The sequence below is a fragment of the Paenibacillus sp. FSL K6-1330 genome, assembly GCF_037976825.1.
Classification (GTDB): Bacteria; Bacillota; Bacilli; order Paenibacillales; family Paenibacillaceae; genus Paenibacillus_AQ.
The window spans coordinates 4,497,126-4,512,427 of record NZ_CP150269.1 but is presented as its reverse complement, the minus strand read 5'-3'; the positions used below and the strand labels follow the sequence as shown (position 1 = coordinate 4,512,427).

At 49.4% G+C, this 15,302-nt stretch carries 14 protein-coding genes; 11 read left to right on the top strand and 3 right to left on the bottom strand.

Annotated elements, in window-relative coordinates; translation table 11 throughout:
* Nucleotides 1–54 precede the first annotated feature (54 nt).
* Together NYE54_RS20345 and NYE54_RS20340 are read right to left on the bottom strand one after the other, a co-directional pair.
* The gene (locus NYE54_RS20345) at nucleotides 55–684 is read right to left on the bottom strand and encodes a dihydrofolate reductase family protein (RefSeq protein WP_339265763.1); all 630 of its coding nucleotides are present in this window, start codon (nucleotides 682–684) and stop codon (nucleotides 55–57) included.
* Between the two features lie 241 nt (nucleotides 685–925).
* Nucleotides 926–1,330, bottom strand: a complete 405-nt coding sequence (locus NYE54_RS20340; protein WP_076321900.1) for a helix-turn-helix domain-containing protein — start codon at nucleotides 1,328–1,330, stop codon at nucleotides 926–928.
* Between the two features lie 191 nt (nucleotides 1,331–1,521).
* Between NYE54_RS20340 and NYE54_RS20335 the strand changes: the two genes are divergently transcribed.
* From NYE54_RS20335 to NYE54_RS20325, 3 genes are all read left to right on the top strand, one after another.
* Nucleotides 1,522–2,727 (top strand): MFS transporter, encoded by a 1,206-nt coding sequence (locus NYE54_RS20335; protein WP_339265760.1) that lies wholly within the window; start codon nucleotides 1,522–1,524, stop codon nucleotides 2,725–2,727.
* 125 nt (nucleotides 2,728–2,852) lie between these two features.
* Nucleotides 2,853–3,698, top strand: a complete 846-nt coding sequence (locus NYE54_RS20330) for an aldo/keto reductase (RefSeq protein WP_339265758.1) — start codon at nucleotides 2,853–2,855, stop codon at nucleotides 3,696–3,698.
* Between the two features lie 118 nt (nucleotides 3,699–3,816).
* On the top strand, nucleotides 3,817–4,611 hold the full coding sequence (locus tag NYE54_RS20325) for an SDR family oxidoreductase (RefSeq protein ID WP_339265756.1): 795 nt from the start codon (nucleotides 3,817–3,819) through the stop codon (nucleotides 4,609–4,611).
* 26 nt (nucleotides 4,612–4,637) lie between these two features.
* On the opposite strand, the gene NYE54_RS20320 is transcribed toward NYE54_RS20325, so the two are convergent.
* Entirely contained in the window at nucleotides 4,638–5,498 is an 861-nt protein-coding gene (locus NYE54_RS20320; protein WP_339265754.1) for an AraC family transcriptional regulator, read from the bottom strand.
* 192 nt (nucleotides 5,499–5,690) lie between these two features.
* Between NYE54_RS20320 and NYE54_RS20315 the strand changes: the two genes are divergently transcribed.
* From NYE54_RS20315 to NYE54_RS20280, 8 genes are all read left to right on the top strand, one after another.
* Nucleotides 5,691–7,571 (top strand): beta-L-arabinofuranosidase domain-containing protein, encoded by a 1,881-nt coding sequence (locus NYE54_RS20315; RefSeq protein WP_339265752.1) that lies wholly within the window; start codon nucleotides 5,691–5,693, stop codon nucleotides 7,569–7,571.
* Between the two features lie 183 nt (nucleotides 7,572–7,754).
* Nucleotides 7,755–8,042, top strand: coding sequence for a hypothetical protein (locus tag NYE54_RS20310; protein ID WP_339265750.1), 288 nt, complete (start codon nucleotides 7,755–7,757; stop codon nucleotides 8,040–8,042).
* Between the two features lie 58 nt (nucleotides 8,043–8,100).
* The gene (locus tag NYE54_RS20305) at nucleotides 8,101–8,634 is read left to right on the top strand and encodes a hypothetical protein (protein ID WP_339265748.1); all 534 of its coding nucleotides are present in this window, start codon (nucleotides 8,101–8,103) and stop codon (nucleotides 8,632–8,634) included.
* A gap of 1 nt (nucleotide 8,635) precedes the next feature.
* A complete protein-coding gene (locus NYE54_RS20300) occupies nucleotides 8,636–9,490 on the top strand; it encodes an aminoglycoside phosphotransferase family protein (protein ID WP_339265746.1) in 855 nt (284 codons plus the stop codon).
* Nucleotides 9,491–9,805: 315 nt separating this feature from the next.
* Nucleotides 9,806–10,813 (top strand): LacI family DNA-binding transcriptional regulator, encoded by a 1,008-nt coding sequence (locus tag NYE54_RS20295; RefSeq protein ID WP_339265744.1) that lies wholly within the window; start codon nucleotides 9,806–9,808, stop codon nucleotides 10,811–10,813.
* A 148-nt stretch (nucleotides 10,814–10,961) separates the two neighbouring features.
* Nucleotides 10,962–12,644, top strand: a complete 1,683-nt coding sequence (locus NYE54_RS20290) for a ribulokinase (RefSeq protein ID WP_339265742.1) — start codon at nucleotides 10,962–10,964, stop codon at nucleotides 12,642–12,644.
* A gap of 100 nt (nucleotides 12,645–12,744) precedes the next feature.
* Nucleotides 12,745–13,827: a glycoside hydrolase family 172 protein gene (locus NYE54_RS20285; protein WP_339265740.1), complete on the top strand. Its 1,083-nt coding sequence runs from the start codon at nucleotides 12,745–12,747 to the stop codon at nucleotides 13,825–13,827.
* 436 nt (nucleotides 13,828–14,263) lie between these two features.
* Complete coding sequence (locus tag NYE54_RS20280; RefSeq protein ID WP_339265738.1) at nucleotides 14,264–15,220, top strand: acetamidase/formamidase family protein; 957 nt, start codon at nucleotides 14,264–14,266, stop codon at nucleotides 15,218–15,220.
* Nucleotides 15,221–15,302: the final 82 nt, after the last annotated feature.

Below are 15,302 nucleotides of genomic sequence, written 5' to 3'. Positions count from 1 at the left end.
CTGCCATTTGTGTTCTCATGAATATTAGTTCAGTGCCAGGAATACGGGCCGCTATTATGCGTTCGTGTGATGGAACAGTCGGAATCTCAGATGCGTGACATTCGGAGATTCGATGACAGCGGTCCGAACAAATTCGATATTCGGCGAGTGGATATGTTCGAACAATTTCTGACCGTTGCCGAGGAGGATCGGTACCAGCGTGATCAGGAGCTCATCCAGCAGACCTGCTCCGATAAATTGCTGTATCACGTTGGCGCCTCCGGCAATTTTAACGTCTTTACTCCCCGCCGCAGCTTTGGCATGTTCCAATGTGCGTTCGATTCCATCCGTAACGAAGGTATAAGTCGTGCCGCCATTCTTGATTTCTGCGGGGCGAGCTTCGTGAGTCAGTATAAACACCGGCATATGAAATGGAGGGGTATCTCCCCAAAATGGATGGCCGTGATCGAACATCGTACGGCCGAGGATGACAGCGCCCGTTCTGCGATTGGATTCGGCGATCAACTCCGCGTCTTGATTAAACTCGCCCCCGGCCAGGCCATGCAGTTCGCGCCAGCTGGTGAGCTCATAGATCCATTCGTGCAGTCGTTCACCTCCCTTGCCTAGGGGCAGCCGTGCGCTATGATTCGGGCCTGTAATATATCCGTCCAATGACATCGACATTTCAGCAATAACTTGAGACATGGATTGGTTCACCTTCCATCCGGAAATTTCCTTGTTGCCTATATTTCTTTAGTTCCCTGTATTGACTCGTATTTACGAAAAACGTTATTCCGGGATCAGTATAGCATTCACGATATGTCTAAATTTCTTATGATTTGCTATCTTCGAAGATGTCATAGAAGAGGGTGTATATGAAAATGGCAAGGTCCGTGATCACGGACCTTGCCATTGTTTTTGTATCAGTATTGCTTATAAATCAGGTCTAGCGTGTATCTGTGGTTGTGGGCTCGTCCGAGACTTTCAGTTTATCATTCAGGATACTGTCCTCAAGCACGCTGAATTTGTCTCCGTATACTTTCGTGATATGTTTTTCGCCCCATGCACAGAGCATATCGAGAATTCCACTCAAACTCATGCCGTAATCGCTCAACTCATACTCCACTTTAGGCGGCACTTGATTATGAATAATCCGATTGATCACGCCATCGTCCTCGAGCTCCCGCAGCTGCTGCGTCAGCATTTTTTGCGTAATGTTCGGCATGAGACGCTTCAGCTCGTTGGTTCGTTTACGTCCATGGGTCAGATGGCAGAGGATCACGCATTTCCATTTGCCCCCGATCACTTCCAATGTCGCTTCGACGGCGATGTTGTATTTCTTCGTTTGCATATTCATCCTCCTATTTTAATAGGCACTAAAAAGTATCTAGGGTACTATCAGGTACCTACATTACAAAAAAGTACGTTCTTCACACAATAAATGATATAGATCATAATAGCATTTGCCGGCTGGATTAAACCATACTCAATATTTTTACAATATACAAGCAAGAGAATAGGATAGGGGGAAATATCAACACCATGATGATAGATAAAAGAAGAAGTTTGCTGGCGCTGCTGGCGCTTGCAATCAGTGCCTTCGCCATCGGAACAACGGAATTTATCAGCGTAGGGCTGCTGCCGTTGATTGCGGAGGATATGAATATATCGGTGACGACAGCCGGATTAACCGTTTCGATGTATGCGCTTGGCGTTACCTTCGGTGCGCCGATCCTTACGTCGCTGACATCAAGGATGTCCAGGAAGACTTTGCTGCTCTGGATCATGATCATTTTTATTATTGGTAACAGCTTGGCAGCGGGCGCAGCTTCCATTGGTATCCTGCTTGCAGCACGCGTGCTTTCGGCCTTTTCGCATGGCGTATTTATGTCGATCGGCTCGATCATTGCCGCAAACGTGGTGCCTGAGAACCGCAGGGCGTCCGCAATCTCCATTATGTTTACGGGGCTGACGGTAGCTACGGTTACCGGCGTTCCGCTTGGAACGTTTATAGGTCAACAATGGGGATGGAGACTTGCTTTTGTCGCCATTGTTGTGGTCGGTATTGTTGCGCTGATCGCGAACAGTATCCTGGTCCCTTCGGACTTGCCTAGGGGAGAACGAACTTCATTCCGTGACCAGGCTAAATTGCTGACGAATGGAAGACTGCTGCTTATGCTCCTGATTACGGCTCTCGGTTATGGCGGGACCTTCGTGGTCTTCACTTATTTATCCCCATTGCTGCAGGATATAACAGGCTTCAAGGAAAATACGGTGGCCATTATCCTGCTTGTATATGGGATCGCCATTGCGGTCGGTAATGTGATCGGCGGGAAGGCAGCCAATCGCAACCCCCTTCGAGCACTATTCTATATGTTCATCGCGCAAGCGCTGGTGCTGTTCACGCTTACGTTTACCGCACCGTATCAAGTGGCGGGATTGATCACGATTATTCTCATGGGATTTCTGGCTTTCATGAATGTGCCGGGACTACAGGTTTATGTCGTAATGCTGGCTGAGCGGTTTGCACCCGGGGCAGTGAATATGGCTTCCGCGCTGAACATTGCCGCATTTAATGCCGGCATCGCCATCGGCGCTTTTCTGGGCGGCTTGATCACGAACTCCATGGGCCTGATTCATACGGCATGGATCGGGGCACTGATGGTGCTCGGCGCGGTCGTTCTCACCGGATGGAGCTTGAAGCTGGAACGGAAGAACTCGGAGAAGCCGGAAAAGCAAGCGGCCTGAATGCCTGAATGATTATTTTATGGTGAAGGGAGGTGATGTCAAAGCGTTTTATCGGAGATACTTCAATATAGGTTAACTTTCATCACAACATCACAACCCAAAAAAATGTTCGGAGGTTTATCAACATGACAGCACAACACTTACAAGATACAACCACTTTATATAATGGCGTCAACATGCCTTGGTTTGGATTAGGCGTATTTAAGGTAGAAGAAGGACCGGAGCTGGTGAATGCCGTCCGTACGGCCATCCAGTATGGGTATCGCAGCGTGGACACGGCCGCCATATACGGCAATGAAGAGGGCGTCGGACAAGGCATTCGCGAGGGGTTGGAAGCTGCCGGTATCAAGCGGGAAGATCTGTTTGTCACATCCAAAGTGTGGAATGCCGATCTAGGTTATGAATCGACTATGAAGGCTTACGAGGAGAGCCTTCGGAAGCTGGGTCTGGAATATTTGGATCTGTACCTTATACACTGGCCGGTTGAAGGGAAATATATAGATGCGTGGAAGGCGTTAGAAACGTTGTACAAGGAAGGACGCGTGAGAGCCATTGGCATGAGTAATTTCCAAATCCATCATCTGGAGAAGTTAATGAAGGAAACGGAAATTAAACCGATGTTGAACCAGGTCGAATATCATCCAAGACTAACGCAAAAAGAACTGCAGGCGTTCTGCCGTACGAATGGAATTCAGCTCGAAGCATGGTCTCCATTAATGCAAGGAAAGCTGCTGGATCAAGAGGATCTTCAGCAAATTGCAGAAAAGCATCATAAATCCATCGCTCAGATCATTCTTCGTTGGGATTTACAAAACGGCGTTGTCACGATTCCGAAATCGACCAAAGAACATCGGATTGCGGAGAATGCGGCAATCTTTGATTTTGAATTGTCCGATGAAGAGATGCAGCGCATCGACAGCTTGAATCAAAATCACAGAGTGGGACCGGACCCGGACCATTTTGATTTCTGAAAAATCTGCGTTTACGCAAGGATAGTAGTGTAATAAATATTGTGACTCTCCTGGACCTCGGGCGGTAACGACGGGAATCAGGAGGGTCCATTCCTACATAACGGAAGGAGAGAGTATAATGAATTTGGATCTGAAGGGAAAAGTCGCATTGGTAACGGGTTCGACATCCGGCATTGGCAAAGCGATTGCCATGTCGCTTGCAGCCGAGGGAGCATCCGTCATAATAAATGGAAGACATGAGGACAAAGTAAAGCAGACGATCCATGACATTCACGCTGTGCATCCGGACGCCGAGCTGCGTATTGCTGTGGCGGATCTCGGAACGGAGGAGGGCTGTCATCAGGTCAGGGAAGCTGCTCCGGTCGTCGATATTCTGATCAACAATTTAGGGATCTTTGAGCCTGCTGAATTTTTCGATATCCCTGATGCGGAGTGGTTTAGGTTCTTCGAGACCAATATTATGAGCGGTGTTCGGTTAACCCGGCACTATTTGAAGAACATGATCAATCGCAATGAAGGTCGAATTATTTTTATCGCGAGTGAAGCAGCCGTCATGCCGTCTCAGGAGATGGCGCATTACAGCGCAACCAAGACGATGCAGCTGTCCCTTTCCCGGAGCTTGGCCGAGCTGACGACAGGAACCCGCGTCACGGTGAATACCGTCATGCCTGGATCCACTCTTACGGAAGGCGTTGAAACGATGCTGAATACGCTATATCCGGATGAGGATCTATCGATCGAAGAAGCCGAGCAGCGGTTTATGAAGGAGAATCGGCCGACTTCCATTATTCAGCGATTGATTCGACCGGAGGAGGTTGCGGATTTTGTTACGTATCTCAGCAGTCCCAAATCCTCGGCGATTAACGGTTCAGCGCTTCGAATCGACGGGGGCTTGGTACGAAGCGTATTCTAAGCAACCGAGGTGCTGTGAACGCTCTGTTAGGAACGGTATTTCTGCCTAAAGGATTTGGGTTTGAAGCCTGTATAACGAATAAAGCAGCGAATGAAATACGGAAAAGAGCCGAATCCGGATTCTTCCGCAATGCGTCCGATCGGATCGTTGGTGTGGATCAATAATCGCTTGGCTTGTTCGATCCGATGCCGTGTCAGATATTCCAGGGGCGTGCAGCCGAACGTTTTTTTCATGCAGATCGACAGATAGTTCTGGTGGAAGTGCATGGCATCGGATAATCTCTGATAGCTAACCGGTTCTTTGTAATGTTGTCTCAAATAGTTGGCGGTTCGTTCGGCTATGGCATATTGAGGATTCTGATGCTGGATTCCATCCTCTTCGGCTTGAAACAGCAGGAGCAGCTCATGCAGCAGCTGCTCCTGCTTCCAGCGTGCCGACGAAGAAGACAATGGCTGAAGGTTCTGAAATTGCTCTATCAGGAGTCTCGCTTGCTCTATCGAAGGTAGCTCTCCGTACTTGGGTATATAAAAAGAGAAACTCTCGATCTGTACAATAGGCTGATCGGTTTGCGATAAGGCAAAAAGGGTCAGTTCCTCCGTTTCAATCCAACGACCGCACGTCTGAAAATGCAGCCAATAAAAGTGGGTCTCCTCCTGACAGGGCAGATACGTACGGTGCGCGGCATCGGGTCTTAAAATCAAGTGACAGCCGCTCTTTACCCTGTAAGCAACTCCGTTCTCCTCCAGAAATAACGCCCCTTTTGTCACCAGAATCAGATCAAAGACCCCAATGTTATAGCGATCCGGATGTTGGTCTCCTACCTGATAGGTATCTTCTCCACAAATCATATAGTGCGGTAGCGGCGGCGCTGTGAACTGGAAGATCATCTGCGACCAGGCCTCCTCCTCAAACGAACTTTTCTCTATGATAATCGTTTTACTGTTCCGGATTCAATAAGACAGCATGTTGCAATCGGATAAAAAGATGTTGTTTCTGTGTATAGGGTAACGCCTGGCCCAGATGGTATATTTCTACCAGAGTGTGCACCAACAAGACAGAAACAAGGAGCGTGGAAGTTGATGCTGCATGAGACTGCGTTTAACAGCTTGCCATTAGGAGCAATTAAACCGGCTGGCTGGCTTAAGAGTCAGTTGGAGATTCAAGCAAGCGGGTTTACCGGACATTTGGAAGAACAGTGGAAAGACGTAGGGGATGAGAACGGGTGGCTTGGAGGCCAGGGAGAGAGCTGGGAACGGGGACCGTATTATGTCGACGGCTTGCTTCCGTTAGCTTATTTGCTCGAAGATGAGTCTTTGATTGCCAAAGCGAATCGGTGGATCGAGTGGTCGCTTGCGAGCCAGCAGGAGAATGGCATGTTCGGTCCGGTGCGCATTACCTCCGTGAACCAGGATATCGATAAGGAGCAGGACTGGTGGCATTACATGATCATGCTGAAAGTGATGATGCAGCATGAGGAAGCAACGGGCGATGAACGGATCGTCCCTTTTCTGACGAAGTTTTTTACTTATGTCCATTCGGTTATCGAGGAACAGCCGCTGCGGGGCTGGGCCCAAACAAGGGGAGCGGAGATGCTGCTGTGCATCGTGTGGCTGCATAAACGTACGGCGCAACCCTTTCTGTTAGAGCTTGCAGATATCGTTGCCGGACAAACAACGGACTGGAGCGACATCTTTCATGATTTTCCGTTCTGGCGCAAGGTCGAAGAGTGGGATTGGACAACCCATGTCGTGAATGTGGCGATGGGAATCAAAACGCCGGGCGTATTGTTTGAACTGAATGGCGATTCGGTGGAGCGGGAAAGTGTACATCGAGGCATCGATTCCCTGATGACGTATCACGGCCAAGCGCATGGCATGTTCTCCGGAGACGAATGGTTATCCGGCACCCATCCGAGTCAAGGCGTAGAATTATGTGCCGTCGTGGAGTATATGTTCTCGATGGAGCAGCTGACGCGTATTTTCGGGGACGGACGTTTCGGGGATATTTTGGAGAAGGTTGCATTTAATGCACTGCCTGCCGCCATCTCCCCGGATTGGACCTCGCATCAGTATGATCAGCAAGTCAACCAGATGATCTGCAATGTCGCTCCGCGAGCCTGGAGCAACAGTCCGGACGCCAACGTCTTCGGTCTGGAGCCGAACTTCGGATGCTGCACGGCCAATATGCATCAAGGCTGGCCCAAGCTGACATCGCATCTGTGGATGAAGGATCAGGAGGACGGGCTTGTTGCGGTTTCCTATGCCCCATGCACGGTGAGGACCACGGCCGGTCGTCAAGGAGTTCCGGCTGTCGTCGAGGTAACCGGAGAATATCCGTTCAAGGATCGGATTCAAATTAAATTGTCGTTGGAATCCGCGGCATCGTTTCCTCTTTCGCTGCGCATCCCGGCTTGGTGTGACGATCCACTCATAACTCTGAATGGGCGCGAATTGCCATTCCAGGTGGAGTCCGGTTATACAAGAATCGTGCAGAACTGGCAGAACGGCGACCGATTGGACATTCATTTGCCCATGGAAGTGAAGACCGTGTCGCGCAGCATGTACGCTACCAGCATTGAAAGAGGGCCGCTGGTGTATGTGCTACCCGTGAAGGAGAACTGGCAGATGATCCGGCAGCGCGACATGTTCCACGATTGGGAGATATACCCTGCATCCCCGTGGAAGTACGGTTTGGTCGCCGATACGTCATTCGAGGTACTTGAGCAGGATATGGTCCGCCAGCCGTTCCTGGCGAAGGATGCACCTGTCAGGGTGAAGGTTAAAGGTCAACTGATTCGGGATTGGAAAATGGAAGGCAATAATGCCGGAAACCCTCCGCTGCATCCGAACACGGACGGACAGCCCATTACGGAATTGGAGTTAGTTCCGTACGGAAGCGCCAGGCTTCGGATCGGTGAATTTCCTCTTATCGGGGAGCGGAGAAGAGTCGCTAAGAAATAATTAAATGGATTGAACCATCGAAAAATTGCGTGGATCGCGGTTTTTTTGTTATACAGATATGTTTTCAAAGGTTAAGATAAATGTTTACGAAGCTCAGGAATACACATAATATGGAGTTATTAGAAAAGATGGTGTTGGATCTCGTGCTCAGATGTTAGAAATCATCCATATGGAGGTGATCGTATGAGAATAGATAAGAGGATATTGAATATCTCGGCATGGCTGGCTCTGTTAACCATCCTTGTGTTCCCGGGTAAAATATGGGCAGAGGGTGAGAGTACACCACGAATCGAATATGGATTTCCGTTCAGATTTTTTATCAAGTATTATCCGGATCACATGGATAGCAGTCCTTGGTTTATTAAAGGCGTTCACATTCAACTGCTGCTTTATTTTTTAAATGTAATGGTGATTTATTGGATAATACGCATGTTGTTGTCGCTAGGAAGAAGTATAAAAAAGAAAGAGTAATGGGATAAGAGACATGGAATGCGTTGGTGAGAAAGGGAAAATTGACGAAGGAGATCTCATGAAGAGAAAAATAATAGTAATCCTATTGCTTGTATTTGTTATTCTGATAAATGGCAATGCTCAACGAGATTCGATCGATATGCCCCTTTATAAGGGCAGAAGCCTCGTTATTGGTGTGATCGGAGAAACACCGCAAGTTAGGGAGAAGGGGCATGTGGATTTTAGGGAGGTTACGTTTCAGCAGCTAGAGGATCTAGACCTTTCCGCGGAGCTTGACGCTGTTTTCATAACCAAAGAACATCTGGTGGAAGCTTCTGAGCCCAAGTATACAAAAGTTTATCATCAGGCTGAAGTGCCTTTTTTCTATATCGAGTCTAAAAAATCTCATGTCCCCTTCACGATCGAAGAATTGTCCTACGATGAGGTTCCGGATCTTTCAACGGATATGTACGCAACAGGATACTATGGCAAGGGTGATCAATACTGGGGTTACGGTTTGTACAATGACGTAATGAATGAGACCAATATTAAAGCTGTCTATTCCCATATTTTCACGACCATCGAGTCGTTGCATAATGACGGAGGAACGTAATTTGCGAGAAATAAATTGGTTGGAGAAAAACGAGACGCTTGAGTCATTGCTCAAGCATGAAACTTCATTCCATGCCGTCCCATTAGATTCCGGGATGGAGGCAGAAGTGATGATGATCACCACATTAACGGCAGACTATGTACTAAAGGTTTGGAATAAAGATTCCAAGCCCAACGTTCAGATGCAATATCACATATTGAATGCATTGTGCACGCATGGAAGCGCGGTTTCGAAACCTTTAGGCTGGGGGACAGACCGGAATGGCAACCCAGTTTTGCTGACCAGTTACGATGGTACTCCCGTTCAAAATGTGAATCAGCCTAAACTAATGAAACTTGCTAAGATGCTAATGGATATACATAAGCTTCCCCTGGATAGCCAGAGAGGCTCTGGGTTGAAGAGATATGATTTCATCTCCTATTTTTATCCTCGAATTGATGAGTTTCCCGATATCAAACAGCCATTGATGGAGCTTGTTCAGCGTGCGAACATGAAACAAGATTGTGTCATCCATGGCGACTACCATCTGGGCAATATTCTTGAGATGGAAGACGAGTTGACCGTCATCGATTGGACTAATGTCCAAATGGGCGATCCCAGGTATGACATCGCTTGGTCGATATTCTTAATGTGGATATATGTGAGCGAAAAGCGAGCTTCTTTCTACCGTGCTGTATTTTGTACCGAGAACCGTTACGAAGCAGATGAGCTCGAGCTTTTTGAAGCTATAGCCTGTCTGCGCTGGGTTTTGCTTAGTAAAGTGGCCCGCCTACCCATTAGAAAGGATACGATCGCAAGGGTCAGTTCGATATTGAAGAGCAACACGTATTTAAAATTCAAGCCTCTTGAAGTCTGATCCCAAAATAACACAGTCTGGTTCCCAAATAAGAGGTGGACAGTTGTGGAATCTTGCAGCAGTACATCGAGCCCCCTATAACCATTGTGCATGATGGTACGGGGCTTTTTTTCTATTAGAATTTGAGCGTGATAAGCCTTCCAATCCACCAAGATTGAGATAAGTTGAAGCTCTACAAAAAGCTCGATTAAACTTCTCTCCGAAGTTTTAATAAAGAGGGTTGACATAAGCACGTCCCATCTTGTACTCTGTGAATGTAAACGTTTACGTAATCGATTACATATAGGTATCATAACGTTTTGAGGTGAACAATGTTTGGCAAAAGCAACGATTAAACAAGTAGCAGCGGCAGCAGAAGTATCCACGGCAACCGTTTCAAGAGTGCTGAACGACAGCGATTATGTAAGCGATGAGATTAAAGAGCGAGTGATGGCGGCGGTGAACCAGTTGAATTACCGTCCAAGCGCCATCGCCCGCAGTCTGAAGCAGGACCGAACCTATATGATCGGCGTCATCGTTCCCGATATTTCCAACCCTTATTTTATGGGCATTTCCAGAGGCATTGAGGATATTGTAGGCAAAGAGGGCTTTCAACTTATTTTCTGCAGCTCGGATGAGAATCCCGACAAGGAAAGACGATTGCTTAAGCTTATGCAGGAAAAGCGCGTGGACGCTGTCGTACTGGCGACGTCAGGCGGTAATGATCCAGCGATCAAGCAGCTGGCGGATTCCAAAATGCCGATCGTTCTCGTAGACCGGAAGCTGGACTCTCAGGAAACGGGGATGAATCTCGATCTGGTAGCCGAGGACAATACCGAAAGCGCATCCCGCCTAACCCGGAAGCTGCTTGAGGATGGGCATACGGTTATTGGTGTGGTAAACGGTCCGACAAGATCCAGCACGGGCAGGGAACGTCTTGACGGTGTTCGGAAGGCGATGAAGGAATACGGGTTGAATGAGGAACCCAAGGTGTATAACGGTGACTTTTCTACAGAGGACGGAATCCGAGCAGTACGGCATTTTCTGGGGTCGGAGCATCGGCCAACCGCTATTATATCCCTGAATAACCGCATGAGTCTTGGCGTTCTGCTTGAGATTGTACGCAGCGGTCTCAAGATTCCGACCGACATGGCTGTAGCCTCTTTCGGTGAGGTAGAGGCCGGTCCATTACTTAAGGAATCGGGACTCTTTTACCTAGAACAGCATCCTTATGACATGGGAATCAAAGCCGGAGAGATTCTTCTACACCGAATTCGCCAAGAAGCTCCGCTGTCCGAACCGGCTTTTGAGATATACCGCAATGAAGTGAAACAATTAAATTGATTGATACTCCGCATTCCAGTATGCATGCACAGGAGGCACTGATATTCCGGCCAAGCGCCTGACCGCTTTCGGCTGACTGGAGCCGGTCTCGGCCGAATACCGGGCATGCACAGCTTATGGTCCTTTGTACAAATAGGAGGCAGATAACATGAAACAGTTATACACCATTGGCGTGGATTTCGGTACGGAATCGGGCAGAGCTCTACTGGTTGATATCACGACAGGGCAAGAAGTTGCTACCCATGTTACGCCGTACACGCACGGAGTCATGGACGAGGTGCTGGTCCTCTCGGGTTTGAAGCTGGAGCAGGATTGGGCGCTGCAGCATCCGGACGACTACATAGAGGTGCTTCGGCAATCCATCCCGCGTGTGCTGTCGGAGGCAAACGTATCACCGGATCAAGTCATCGGAATCGGTATTGACTTCACGGCATGCACGATGATGCCACTGGATGCTGGCGGGACTCCGCTGTGCTTGCTGGAGGAATGGAGGGACAATCCGCACAGCTGGGTAAAGCTGTGGAAGCATCACGCGGCGCAGGATGAAGCGAACCTGATCAATGAAGCCGCTAAGCGGCGAGGGGAGAAATTCCTTGCACGCTATGGTGGAAAGCTGTCCTCGGAGTGGATGCTTGCGAAGTCTTTACAGATTCTGAATGAATCTCCTGAGCTGTATGAGCAAGCTGTACTATTTATGGAGGCTGCCGATTGGGTGGTCATGCAATTGACCGGTCAGCTCGCACGGAGCAGCTGCACCGCAGGCTACAAAGCCAATTGGCATAAAAGGGAGGGATATCCGTCCAAGGAGTTCCTGCAGTCGCTTGATCCGAGGTTCGGGTCCCTTGTGGAGACGAAGCTGAGAGGCCCGATCAAGCCACTGGGTTCAAAAGCGGGCGGATTAACCGAGTCGATGGCAGCCTTAACCGGGCTTCTGCCGGGCACTGCGGTAGCTGTAGCTATCATCGATGCCCATGCCATGGTGCCGGCTGTCAGTGCAGTAACCCCCGGTAAGATGGTGCTTGCCATGGGCACCTCTACTTGCCACTTGGTTTTAAGCGACAAGGAAGTGACGGGTGAAGGCATTTGCGGTGTCGTCGAGGACGGGATCATTCCCGGTTATTACGGGTATGAGGCCGGACAATCGGCCGTTGGCGATATATTCGCCTGGTATGTGGATGAGGCAGTGCCAGAATATGTCCGGCGCAAGGCTGCCGAAGAGCGCCTTGGCATTCATGAGTGGCTTGAGAAGGAAGCGGCGCAATATGCGCCTGGCCAAAGTGGACTGCTGGCTATCGACTGGTGGAATGGAAGCCGTTCCGTCCTGATGGACGCTGATCTTAGCGGTGTCATCCTTGGATTGACCCTGAAGACCAAGCCGGCGGAAATATACCGGTCGCTGCTGGAGGCCACTGCCTTTGGAACGCGGGCGATCATCGAGGCTTTTACCGAAAGCGGCGTAGAAGTCGATGAGCTTTATGCTTGCGGCGGATTGCCGCAGCGAAACCGGCTGCTGATGCAGATTTATGCTGACGTTACCGGCAAAGAAATCAAAGTAGCGGATACCATCCAGACGGCTGCTTTTGGCGCAGCCATGTTCGGCGCCGTGGTGGCAGGCAAAGAGCAAGGAGGCTTTGCGAGCATCGTAGAGGCGGCGGAAGCGATGGCCCGTGTTCGAGAAGACACTTTTAAGCCGAACGAAGCTCATGTTCGTGTGTATGACCAATTATACAAGGAATATAAAGGACTTCATGATTATTTGGGCAGAGGCGAAAATGGGGTGCTGAAACGCTTGAAGGCATTAAGGAGCGGTAAACCCGGAATGAATGCATGAATGAACACCTAAATGAACGCGGGATGGCCGCTTTGCAGGCCTCGTTCGTCATGAAAGAGCGGTACGGATACGATATCACATACTAAGGGAGCGATAACAGATGATGAACTTTAATGGGCTCAACATGCACCTCGGAAATTTATCCCGGCTGTCCAATGCGCAGACGAGATCCATCAGCGCGGAGAATTTTACCGGTGAAAAAGGAAAGGGCGGCATGGCCACCGATGGCACGGGTGCAGCGGCTTCCAGGGATTTAGGCGTGGGCTGGAAGGTCTCCCCTTCCGTGGAGATTTTACCGGGAGAAACCTTTACGATGGGTGACATTCAGGGCCCCGGGGCGATTCAGCATATCTGGCTTACCTGTCATCCAACACTGTGGCGCAATCTGATTATCCGAATGTATTGGGATGATGAGAAAGACCCTTCGGTTGAGGTACCCGTCGGCGATTTGTTCTGTAACGGATGGGGCGAGCGCAGCGACGTCAATTCGATTCCGGTTGCCGTGAATCCGGCCGGCGGCATGAACAGCTACTGGCAGATGCCCTTTCGCAAGCAAGCCCGATTGACGATGGAGAACCGTGCGCCGGAAAAGGCAGTCCTTTACTATCAAATTGACTATACGCTGACGGACATCCCGGAAGATGAGGCTTATTTTCATGCGCAGTGGCGGAGAACGAATCCCGTTCCTTATAAAGAGGTTTACACCATTCTGGATGGGGTGACTGGACACGGGCACTATGTAGGGACATACCTCGCCTGGCAGGTGAACAATAACGGCTGGTGGGGCGAAGGCGAGATCAAATTCTATATGGACGGGGATCAGGATTATCCGACCCTATGCGGTACGGGAACGGAAGATTATTTTGGCGGAGCCTGGAACTGGGAGCAGCCGATGGGTACCTATAGAACCTACTCGACGCCATATCTGGGGATGCACCAAGTGCTGAAGCCGGACGGATTGTATCGAAGTCAGCAGCGTTTTGGCATGTATCGATGGCATGTCATGGATCCGATCCGCTTTCAAAGCGATCTTCGCGTGACCATTCAGGATCTCGGCTGGAGGTCGGGAGGAAGGTATCTTCCGCAGCAGAGCGATATTGCATCGACGGCGTTCTGGTATCAGGCCGAGCCTCATGCGCCATTCCCAGAGCTTCCGGATAATGATGAGCGGGAGGTTATATAAAGGAGGTGTTATTGCTTACCTGCCGGTAAGGTGATAGTGTGAATAAATGGAGCTCTTTAAGGGTGCACATGGCGTTTCCAAAGAAGAACTATGCGCCAGATCAACCTGATAGAGTGCAATGAAAATGATGGGAAGTATAGTAACGGGCATAATTCCCATGAACGCTCAATCATTAGCTGATATGAAATTTAAGTGAACATGGTGATGAACCGTCCCTCGCAGTGAAGCTGCGCAGCGGACGGTTTTTTTGTGCTGCAACGACCCTTTAGTATCAATCGGAATTGAGCAACAGAATGTATTGAGAGTAATTATTTTTGCGTTTTGAAGTAATTTATTATTGACTCTAAGAGTAATTTAAAATACCTTATAGAGTAACAGAGTGAATATGAGACATGAAATGACCACTCTGATTATGGCTGTGAAGGGAGAAAGATGGATGTCACAGGTTCATATGCTACAACCGGATATTCATACGCTTCATGGATTTTTTAGCAGGGAACTGGAGCCTGCCCTATACATTCAGTCTGGGGATACTGTCGTGTATCAAACTTTAGATGCGGGTTGGGGACTGGAGAAGCGTGCTGCCCCGGGCGCGGCGAGAACGAAGTTTACGGAGCGCAAGCCGGAGCGGCAGGAGGAGCATTTTGGGCATGCGTTATTGGGTCCCGTCCATATTCAAGGGGCTAAACCCGGACTTACATTGGAGATTCAGATCAACGAAGTAATTCCCGGATCGTGGGGGTGGACCTCTGCCGGAGGTTTTCCGAGTTATTGGAACGAGAAGCTGGGCATGACCAACACCAAGGAAGTGACGCTGGATTTTGAATTGGATGCCAGGACAATGACAGGCAGAAGTCAGTTCGGAGATTTCAAGTACAGCATCGGCCTGAAACCGTTTATGGGGGTTATGGGCATGCCGCCGAAGGAAAAAGGCAAGCATACGACTTTTGTGCCGCGCCCATATGGAGGCAATCTCGATTGCAAAGAGTTGACAGCTGGCAGCACGTTGTACCTGCCGATTCCTGTGGATGGCGGGCTGTTCTCAACAGGGGATGGACATGCGGCTCAGGGCGACGGCGAAGTTAGCGGTCCCGCCCTGGAATGCCCCATGGATAAGGTGTGTCTAACCTTTCATGTCCGTGACGACATGCCCATAACGATGCCCAGAGCCAAGACGAGTACCGGGTGGCTTACGATGGGGTTCCACGAGGATCTGGACGAAGCCATGTGGATGGCCTTAAGCGGGATGCTTGATCTCATGACCGAGCTTTACACTATTTCAAGAACGGAGGCGTATGCCTACGCCACCTTAACATTGGATCTGCGGGTAACTCAGATCGTGAACATCCTTAAGGGCGTGCACGCATTTTTACCTTTTGGGGCGTTGAGGTGAAAGGGAGTGCAGGGGGATGGCTCAGAAGGATAAAAAGAGAGATAACCCTATGATCACACTGCATAGATAAACAACAATTTTT